Annotated in this window: 9 protein-coding genes; 6 read left to right on the top strand and 3 right to left on the bottom strand. The window is 69.4% G+C overall.

Translation table 11 applies throughout. The features are described 5' to 3' along the window. The first annotated feature begins 35 nt into the window (after positions 1-35). The 4 genes from ASG29_RS02140 (at position 36) to ASG29_RS02155 (ending at position 2,667) form a co-directional block, all read left to right on the top strand. Entirely contained in the window at positions 36-884 is an 849-nt protein-coding gene (locus tag ASG29_RS02140) for a TorF family putative porin (RefSeq protein WP_055979462.1), read from the top strand. 90 nt (positions 885-974) lie between these two features. After that, positions 975-1,871 (top strand): tetratricopeptide repeat protein, encoded by an 897-nt coding sequence (locus ASG29_RS02145; RefSeq protein WP_055979465.1) that lies wholly within the window; start codon positions 975-977, stop codon positions 1,869-1,871. Next, a complete protein-coding gene (locus ASG29_RS02150) occupies positions 1,868-2,491 on the top strand; it encodes an LON peptidase substrate-binding domain-containing protein (protein WP_055979467.1) in 624 nt (207 codons plus the stop codon). The genes ASG29_RS02145 and ASG29_RS02150 overlap by 4 nt, the downstream gene beginning before the upstream one ends. 11 nt (positions 2,492-2,502) lie before the next feature. Continuing rightward, complete coding sequence (locus ASG29_RS02155) at positions 2,503-2,667, top strand: Trm112 family protein (protein WP_082515556.1); 165 nt, start codon at positions 2,503-2,505, stop codon at positions 2,665-2,667. 63 nt (positions 2,668-2,730) lie between these two features. Here ASG29_RS02155 and ASG29_RS02160 read toward each other — a convergent pair whose 3' ends face one another. Further along, entirely contained in the window at positions 2,731-3,138 is a 408-nt protein-coding gene (locus ASG29_RS02160; RefSeq protein ID WP_055979470.1) for a DUF1489 domain-containing protein, read from the bottom strand. 40 nt (positions 3,139-3,178) lie between these two features. Next, a complete protein-coding gene (gene mgtE / locus ASG29_RS02165) occupies positions 3,179-4,603 on the bottom strand; it encodes a magnesium transporter (RefSeq protein WP_055979472.1) in 1,425 nt (474 codons plus the stop codon). 110 nt (positions 4,604-4,713) lie between these two features. On the opposite strand from mgtE, the gene ASG29_RS02170 reads away from it, so the two are divergent. Continuing rightward, complete coding sequence (locus ASG29_RS02170; protein WP_055979475.1) at positions 4,714-5,163, top strand: peptidylprolyl isomerase; 450 nt, start codon at positions 4,714-4,716, stop codon at positions 5,161-5,163. A 45-nt stretch (positions 5,164-5,208) separates the two neighbouring features. Here the strand turns inward: ASG29_RS02170 and ASG29_RS02175 are convergent, their stop codons facing one another. Then, the gene (locus tag ASG29_RS02175; RefSeq protein ID WP_055979479.1) at positions 5,209-6,093 is read right to left on the bottom strand and encodes a LysR substrate-binding domain-containing protein; all 885 of its coding nucleotides are present in this window, start codon (positions 6,091-6,093) and stop codon (positions 5,209-5,211) included. A gap of 305 nt (positions 6,094-6,398) precedes the next feature. Here ASG29_RS02175 and ASG29_RS02180 point away from each other — a divergent pair, with 305 nt between their 5' ends. Next, on the top strand, positions 6,399-8,708 hold the full coding sequence (locus ASG29_RS02180) for a CDC48 family AAA ATPase (protein ID WP_055979482.1): 2,310 nt from the start codon (positions 6,399-6,401) through the stop codon (positions 8,706-8,708). The last annotated feature ends 95 nt before the right edge of the window (positions 8,709-8,803 follow it).

Raw genomic sequence — 8,803 nt, forward strand, 5'->3', positions numbered from 1 at the left:
AGCAGGAGGAGCCTCTGCCAACCAGGAGGTTCCCAATGAAGTTGTTTCTCACTCTCTCGACCGCTCTGTTCGGCGCCATGGCCGCCGTCCCCGCCACGGCGCAGGAAACCGACCCGCCCAAGGCCTTCACGGTTTCCGGCAGCGTCGGCATCGTGAACGACTATCGCTTCCGCGGCGTCTCGCAATCGGACGAGACGGTCGCGGTCCAGGGTGGCGTGACCGTCACGCACGAAAGCGGGGTCTATGTCGGCTTCTGGGGATCCAACCTCGCCGGCTGGGGCACGTTCGGCGGCGCCAATCTCGAAACCGATATCGTCGCGGGCGTGAAATTCCCCGTCGGCGGCGGCACGCTCGACATCGGCGGCACCTATTACTGGTATCCCGCGGGCTTCCCCGACACGAACTTCTTCGAACCCTATGCCAAGCTGTCCGGTACCGCCGGCCCGGTGAACCTGACCGCCGGCGTCGCCTACGCCCCGTCGCAGAAGGCGCTGGGGCAATGGTACGACAACGGCGCGTCGGCGGCCGCGGGCGTGTACGACAATCCCGGCGACAAGGGCGACAACCTGTACGTCTGGGGCGACGTGAGCAGCGGGATCCCGGACACGGGCCTCACCGCGAAGGCGCACGTCGGCTATTCGAAGGGCAACAAGGGCCTGGGGCCGTTCTCCACCAGCGTCGCGCCCACGGGCGAGCTCGTCGACTGGCTGGTCGGGGTGGACTATGCGATCCCGGGTACGCCGCTGACCTTCGGCGTCGCCTATGTCGATACCGACATCAGCGACCGGGACGCCGCATACCTGCAACCCGCCTTCTCCAACACGCGCAACGGCGATTCGATCGCCGACGCCAAGGTGCTGGTGTCGCTGACCGCCGCCTTCTGATCGAACGGCGCGGGGCGGGGGTTTGTATCCCCCGCCCCGTTCCCACATAAGGGCGGTCCCACGAAGGAGCAGCCCTTGGCCACGTTAGGAATGTCACCGGCGGAGAAGGAAGCGGTCCAGAGCTTCCGCGCCGAGGTCGTCGAACCGTCGATGACCAACCTCGTCATCATCGATTTCTGGGCCGAATGGTGCGGCCCGTGCAAGGCGCTGACTCCCCTGCTGGAGAAGGTTGCGGCCGATTACGCCGACAAGGGCGTCGTGCTGGCGAAGATCGACACCGACAAGAACCAGTTCATCGCCGCCCAATTCCAGATCCGCTCGATCCCGACGGTGTATGCGATGTTCCAGGGGCAGCTGGTCGCCGACCTGACCAGCGCACGGACCGAATCGGCGCTGCGCACGATGCTGGACCAGTTGCTGCGCCAATTGCCCGTGACGGGCGAGGCGCAGGCGCAGGATGCGGAGCTGGAACCGCTGATCGCGATGGCGGAGCAGGTGCTGGCGGAGGGCGACGCGGAACGCGCGCTGTCGATCTGGGACCAGCTGGCGGAGATGGCGCCCGATCATCACGCGATCCTGTCGGGCCGCATCCGCACGCTGGTCGCCGCCGGGCGGACGGACGAGGCCGAAGCCGCGATCGCCGCGCTGCCCGAAGGGGCCGCGACGCTGCCCGACGTGGAGCGCGCGCGCGCCGCGCTGGACCTCGCCAGATCCGCGCCCCCGGTCGACGACCTCGCCCCGCTGGAGGCGGCGGTGGCGGCGAACCCCGACGACCTCTCGGCGCGCTACGACCTGGCCAATGCGCGCATGGGCGCGGGCGACCGCGATGCCGCCGCCGACGGCTTCCTGTCGATCGTCGCCGCCGACCGCGACTGGGAGGACGGTCGCGCGCGCCAGCAGCTGCTGAAGCTGTTCGAGGTCGTCGGGCTGGAGGATCCGTGGGTGTCCGCGCAGCGCCGCCGCCTGTCCGCGATCCTGTTCGGATGAGCGCGGATACGACCAGCGCCACGCGGCTGTCGGTCTTCCCGCTCCCCGGCGCGCTGCTGTTCCCGGGGCTCCACCTGCCGCTCCACATCTTCGAACCGCGCTATCGCGCCATGGTGTCGGACGCATTGGCGCGCGATCGCCGCATCGCGATGATCCAGCCGCGCGGGGATGCCGGCGATACATTGTTCGACATGGGCTGCGTCGGCCGCATCGCGGAGGTCGAGGCGCTGGACGACGGGCGTTACAACATCATCCTCGAAGGGGTGTCGCTGTTCCGCGTGCTGCGCGAGCTGGAGGTGACGACGCCGTTCCGGCAGGTCGAGGCGACGTTGCTGCCCGTCGCGGCGGACGAGACGCTGGCGCTGGGCGCGCGCGCCTCGCTGGAGATGGAATCGCGCCGCTTCGCCGAGGCGCAGGGCTATGCGGTCGACTGGGACGCGGTCGGGCGGCTGGACGATACCAGCCTGGTCAACGGCATCGCGCAGATCGCGCCGTTCGACGTCGCCGCGAAACAGGCGCTGCTGGAGGCGCCCGACATCGCCGCGCGCGCCGACCTGATCGTGCAGCTGATGCAATTCTTCGGCCGACACGACGGCGAGGAGCGGGTGACGCTCCAGTGAGTATCGGGCCAGTGATCGACCCATGGCTGCTGGAACGACTGGTCTGCCCCGCGACGCGGACGCCGCTGCGGCTGGACGAGGCGGCGCGGGAACTGGTGTCGGACGAGGCGGGCCTCGCCTACCCGATCCGCGACGGCGTGCCGGTGCTGCTGATCGAGGCGGCGCGCCACCTCTGACCTTGTGTCCCCGCGAAGGCGGGGACCCAGACTGGGCTCCCGCCTTCGCGGGAGCACATATCTTCAGATCAACGCCAGTTCCGCCAGCCGCCCCACCAGCTCCGCCGGCAGTGCCGCGACGCCATCCGCATCGCCGCCGCCCAGATCGCCCGGCGCATCGGCGTCCTCCAGATAGCGCCACCCCTGATGCGCCCTTCGCGCCCGCGCCTGCACCAGCCGGACGACGGGATCGATATGGATCGCCACGCGCCCGCCCTCCGCCTCCCCGAACGACAGGATCGGTGACCGCGCCACCAGCTGGTGCTTGATGATCCAGAACAGCGATCCCTGCCCCGCCACCTCGTCATGCCGCTTGGGCAGGTAGCGCGTCGTCAGGAACACCGGCCCCGCCGCCGCGCGCGCCGCCAGCCGCTCGGTCAGCGCCTCGACGCTGGCCGCGCCGAACGCCACTTTGGTCAGGTGAAGCGCCATGGACCGCGCCATGTGGGCGCGCAGGCCCGCCCGCTCAAGGTCAGCCCGCCAGCCCCGCCGCGGTCGCAAGGCCCAGGAACGCCAGGAACCCCATCGAATCGGTCGTCATCGTGACGAAGATCGACGACGCCACCGCCGGGTCCGCGCGCATCCGTTCCAGCGCGATCGGCACCGCCACGCCCGCCAGTCCCGCGACGACGATGTTCGTCATCATCGCCGCCGCGATGACCATCCCCAGCTGCACGTTGCCGAACACCAGCGTCACGCCCACGCCGATGATCGCCGCGATCGTCGCGCCGTTCAGCAGCGCGACGCGCATCTCGCGCAGGATCGCGCGCGCGGTGTTCGATTGCGTCAACTGGTTCATCGCCATCGCGCGGACCGTGACCGCCAGCGTCTGCGTCCCCGCATTCCCGCCGACGCCCGCGACGATCGGCATCAGCGTCGCCAGCGCCACCATCCGCTGGATCGTCCCCTCGAACGCGGCGATGATCGACGAGGCGACCAGCGCGGTGAACAGGTTCGCGATCAGCCAGCGGACGCGCGCCTTGTAGCTTTCGACCACGGGTTCGTTGATGTCGCCGTCGCCCGCGCCGGACAGCAGCAGCGTATCCTCGCCCGCTTCCTCCTGGATGATGTGGACGATGTCGTCGACGGTAATCATCCCCACCAGCCGCCCGGCGGCGTCGGTGACCGCGGCGGAGATCAGCGCATATTTCTGGAAGCGCAGCGCGACTTCCTCCTGATCCATGTCGACCGGGATCAGCGTCTGTTCGCGCTTCATGACGTCGGCCACCGCGATCCGGCGCGGGGTGCGCAGGATCCACGACAGCGCGCAGGTGCCGACCGGACGGTGCGCGGGATCGACGACGAAAATTTCCCAGAAATCGGTCGCCAGTTCCTCGTCGCCGCGCAGGTAATCCAGCACGTCGCCGACCGACCAATGCTCCGGCACCGCAACCAGGTCGCGCTGCATCAGGCGACCGGCGGATTCCTCCGGATAGGACAGCGCCTCCTCGATCGCGGCGCGATCGTCCGGCTCCATCGCGCGCAGCACCTCGCGCTGGTCGTCGGCGTCCAGGTCCTCGATGATCGCGACCGCGTCGTCGGTGTCCAGCTCGCTGGCGATGTCCGCGACCTGGCGCGCGTCGAGCGCGTCGATCAGGTCCTCGCGGACGTAATCGTTCATCTCCGCGAACACGTCCGCGTCGAGCAGGTCGGCCAGCGCGGCGGCCAGGTCCTTGCGCCGGTCCTCGGGCGTCAGTTCGAACAGGTCGGCGATGTCCGCGGGGTGCAGCGGCGCGACCAGGTCGTGCGCCGCCTCCGTCTCCCCCGCCTCCACCGCGGCCAGCACCGCCTGCACGAAGGCGGGCTTCAGCCGGTCGTCGCGGTCGAGCTGGCTGTCGGCGGGGACGATATCGTCGTCGACGCCATGGGGGGCGGGGGCGAGTTCGGTGTCGGTCATGTCCGCCCTTCCTGCGCCGGCGTGCTTTGTGCGCTCTATCCCCCGCCCGCGGCATTTGCCAGCGGCGCGGCGGCTCCCTATCTGCGCCCCAGCTTCAAAAGGAACCACCGATGGCCGATACCCTCATCATGACCCTCGACGGCGGCGACGTCACGATCCGCCTGCGCCCCGACCTGGCGCCCGCGCATGTCGCCCGGCTGGTCGAACTGTCGGACGAGGGCTTCTACGACGGCGTTCCCTTCCACCGTGTCATCCCCGGCTTCATGGCGCAGGGCGGCGACGGCGGGAACCACAACGGCACCGGCGGGTCGACGAAGCCGAACCTGAAGCAGGAATTCAGCAAGGAGCCGCACGTCCGCGGCATCTGCTCGATGGCGCGCACCGCCGATCCGAACAGCGCGAATTCGCAATTCTTCATCGTGTTCGACGACGCGCGCTTCCTCGACAACCAATATACCGTGTGGGGCGAGGTGACCGACGGCATGGACCTGATCGACGCGCTGCCCAAGGGCGAGCCGCCGCGCGAGCCGGGCAAGATCGTGAAGATGCGGTCGGCCTGATCCGCTCTCCCCTCCCGCTTGCGGGAGGGGGATTGCCTCGCCTGCCTATTCCTCCCGCAGCGTCGCGATCAGCCAGTCGCGGAACATCCGCACCGGCTTGGTCTGCAACGCGCGCGGGCGGCACGCGAACCAGTAGCTGTACGGGCTGGTCACCTCGATATCGAACAGCTTCACCAGCCGCGGGTCGTTGGCGTCGACGAAGTGGCTCTCGTGCATGAACGCGATGCCCAGCCCCTGCGCCGCGGCCTCCAGCATCAGCGCGCCCGAATCGAAATGGTCGATCGCCAGCGGGTCGATGTCCGACAGCCCGGCGGCATGGCGCCACGCCACGAACGTGTCGATCATGTCGCGATGGACCAGCACGGTATGCTGCGCCAGCTGCTCGGGCCGCAGAAGAGGGTCCGCCCCCTCGATCAACCGGCGCGCGCCGATGGGATAGACGATGTTGCGGTCCAGCCGCTCGGCATGGAGCAGCGGATCGATCTCGCGCGCCAGCACGATCACCGCGTCCAGCCCCTCGCCCAGCCGCGCGATGGCATTGCCCGCGGTGTCGATGTCCAGGTGCAGTTCGGGATGCCGCGCGCGCAACTCCGCCAGCCGCGGGAACAGCCGCTGCGACGCGAACAGCGGCAGGACGCCGAGCCGCAGGCGCAGCACCTCGCCGTCCGACGTCATGGTCTCCACCGCATCGCTCAGGCTGTCGATCGCGGGCGCGATCGCGGCCAGCAACCGCTCGCCATCCGCGTTCAGCGCCATCGCCTGATGCCGCCGGTCGAACAGCGGGCGCGCCAGGAAACGCTCCAGCGTCTGGATCCGACGGCTCAGCGCGGGCGGGGACAGCGCAAGCTCCTGCGCCGCGGCCTTGATCGAGCCCAGCCGCGCGACCGCGACGAACGCCTCGATCGCGGTCAGTGGCGGCAGACGGCGCATGATCGATCCCGGCCCATTGTGCGTCGCATCATGCCGATGACGTACGGATTTGCAACGTTGAGAGCGCTACCAAATTGCATTTATTGCAATCGCGCTCGCGCTACTTCGCACTTGCACAACAAGCCGCATCGCCGCAAACAAGGGGGTGCCTTTCAGGCATCCTCTCCTAAAAACTTTCATGGGCCGGCCCTTCGTGGGACCGGCCCTTTTTTCTTGTCCCCACCCGCCCCCGCCCCCGTGCCGGGTAGCAATCGGGAACCTGCTCCCCACTTTCTGCGCTCGGTCGTACAGGACCCGGAGGAACGATGGCGGACGGTGAAGACCCAGTATCGGCGGAGCAGGCGACGCGGCTCCAGGTCGCGAACGCGCGGCCGGAGGACAGCGGCCGCGGCATCGCGCACCTGCCGCGCAGCATCATGGCGCGGCTCGGCCTGTCCGAAGGCGACGTGGTGGAGATCGTCGGGAAGAAGACGACGCCCGCGCGCGCCGTCGGCCCCTATGCCGAGGACGAAGGGCTGGAGATCATCCGCGTCGACGGCCTGCAACGCGCCAATGCCGGGGTCGGCTCGGGCGACTTCGTCGAGGTCCGTCGCGCCGAATCGAAGCCCGCCGCGCGTGTCGTGTTCGCGCCTGCGCAGCAGAATCTGCGCTTGCAGGGATCGGCCAACGCGCTGAAACGCACCTTCTTCGGCCGCCCCTTCTGCCAAGGCGACATCGTCGCCACCGCGGGGCATCAGCGGGTGCAGAACATGCCGCCGGGCATGGAACGCTACGTCAACGCCCCCGCCTATGCGTTGCAGGAAATCCGCCTGTCGGTGGTGTCCGCCAGTCCCAAGGGCATCGTCCATATCGACGAATCGACCGAGGTGGAGCTGCGCCCCGAATATGCGGAGCCGGACGCCGCGCGCCGCGCCGACGTGACCTATGACGACGTCGGCGGCATGGCCGCGACGATCGACCAGCTGCGCGAGATGGTCGAACTACCGCTGCGCTACCCCGAACTGTTCCAGCGGCTGGGCGTCGATCCGCCCAAGGGCGTGCTGCTCCACGGCCCGCCCGGCACCGGCAAGACGCGGCTGGCGCGCGCGGTCGCGAACGAATCGGACGCGCAATTCTTCCTCATCAACGGGCCGGAGATCATGGGCTCGGCCTATGGCGAGTCGGAGCAACGACTGCGGCAGGTGTTCGAGGAGGCGTCGAAGGCCGCGCCGTCGATCGTCTTCATCGACGAGATCGATTCGATCGCGCCCAAGCGCGGGCAGGTGTCGGGCGAGGCGGAGAAGCGCCTCGTCGCGCAATTGCTGACGTTGATGGACGGGTTGGAGGCGCGGGCGAACCTCGTCGTCATCGCCGCGACCAATCGGCCGGAGGCGCTGGACGAGGCGCTGCGCCGCCCCGGCCGCTTCGACCGCGAGATCATCGTCGGCGTGCCCGACGAACGCGGGCGGCGCGAGATCCTGGGCATCCACACCCGCGGCATGCCGCTTGGCGACCGCGTCGACCTGGACGAGCTGGCGCGCACGACGTTCGGCTTCGTCGGCGCGGACCTCGGCGCGCTGACGCGCGAGGCGGCGATCGAGGCGGTGCGGCGGATCATGCCGCGCCTGAACCTGGAGGATCGCACGATCCCGCCCGAGGTGCTCGATACGCTGGCGGTGACGCGCGAGGATTTCCTGGAGGCGATCAAGCGCGTGCAGCCGAGCGCGATGCGCGAGGTGATGGTGCAGGCGCCGACGACGACATGGGCCGACGTCGGCGGGCTGGACGATGCGCAGATGCGGCTGAAGGAAGGCGTCGAGCTCCCGCTGAAGGACCCCGACGCCTTCCGCCGCCTCGGCATCCGCCCGGCCAAGGGCTTCCTGCTGTACGGCCCGCCCGGCACCGGCAAGACGCTGCTGGCGAAGGCGGTCGCGCGCGAGGCGCAGGCGAACTTCATCGCGACGAAGTCGAGCGACCTGCTGAGCAAATGGTATGGCGAGAGCGAGCAGCAGATCGCCCGCCTGTTCCAGCGCGCACGACAGGTCGCGCCCTGCGTCATCTTCATCGACGAACTCGATTCGCTGGTGCCCGCACGCGGCAGCGGCGCGGGGGAGCCGCAGGTGACCGAGCGGGTGGTGAACACGATCCTGGCGGAGATGGACGGGCTGGAGGAATTGCAGTCGGTCGTCGTCATCGGCGCGACCAACCGCCCGAACCTGGTCGAGCCCGCGCTGCTGCGTCCGGGGCGGTTCGACGAATTGATCTACGTCGGCCTGCCGTCGCAAAAGGGACGCCGCCGCATCCTGTCGATCCAGACGCAGAAGATGCCGCTGGCCGCGGACGTCGACCTCGACACGGTGGCGGCGCGCACCGACCGCTTCACCGGCGCGGATCTGGAGGACGTTGTCCGCCGCGCGGGCCTGATCGCGCTGCGCTCCGGCCTCGACGCGCGCGAGGTGACGCAGGCGCATTTCGACGCCGCGCTGACCGAAAGCCGCGCCAGCGTGACGCCGGAGGTGGAACACGAATACGAACAGATGGCCGCGCGCCTGAAGCAGGATGCGAACGCGATCCAGCCGATCGGCTTCATCTCGCCCGGCCAGCTTACGCCGCGAGGGGCGAAGGGGGCGCACTGATCTCAAAAGCCCCTCCCCTTCAGGGGAGGGGTTGGGGTGGGGGAGTCACGGGCGACAGTCTCGGTGAGACACCTGGCCCCCCCCCCCCCCCCCCC

Origin of the sequence: Sphingomonas sp. Leaf412 (genome assembly GCF_001425405.1) — a bacterium.
GTDB lineage: Bacteria > Pseudomonadota > Alphaproteobacteria > Sphingomonadales > Sphingomonadaceae > Sphingomonas.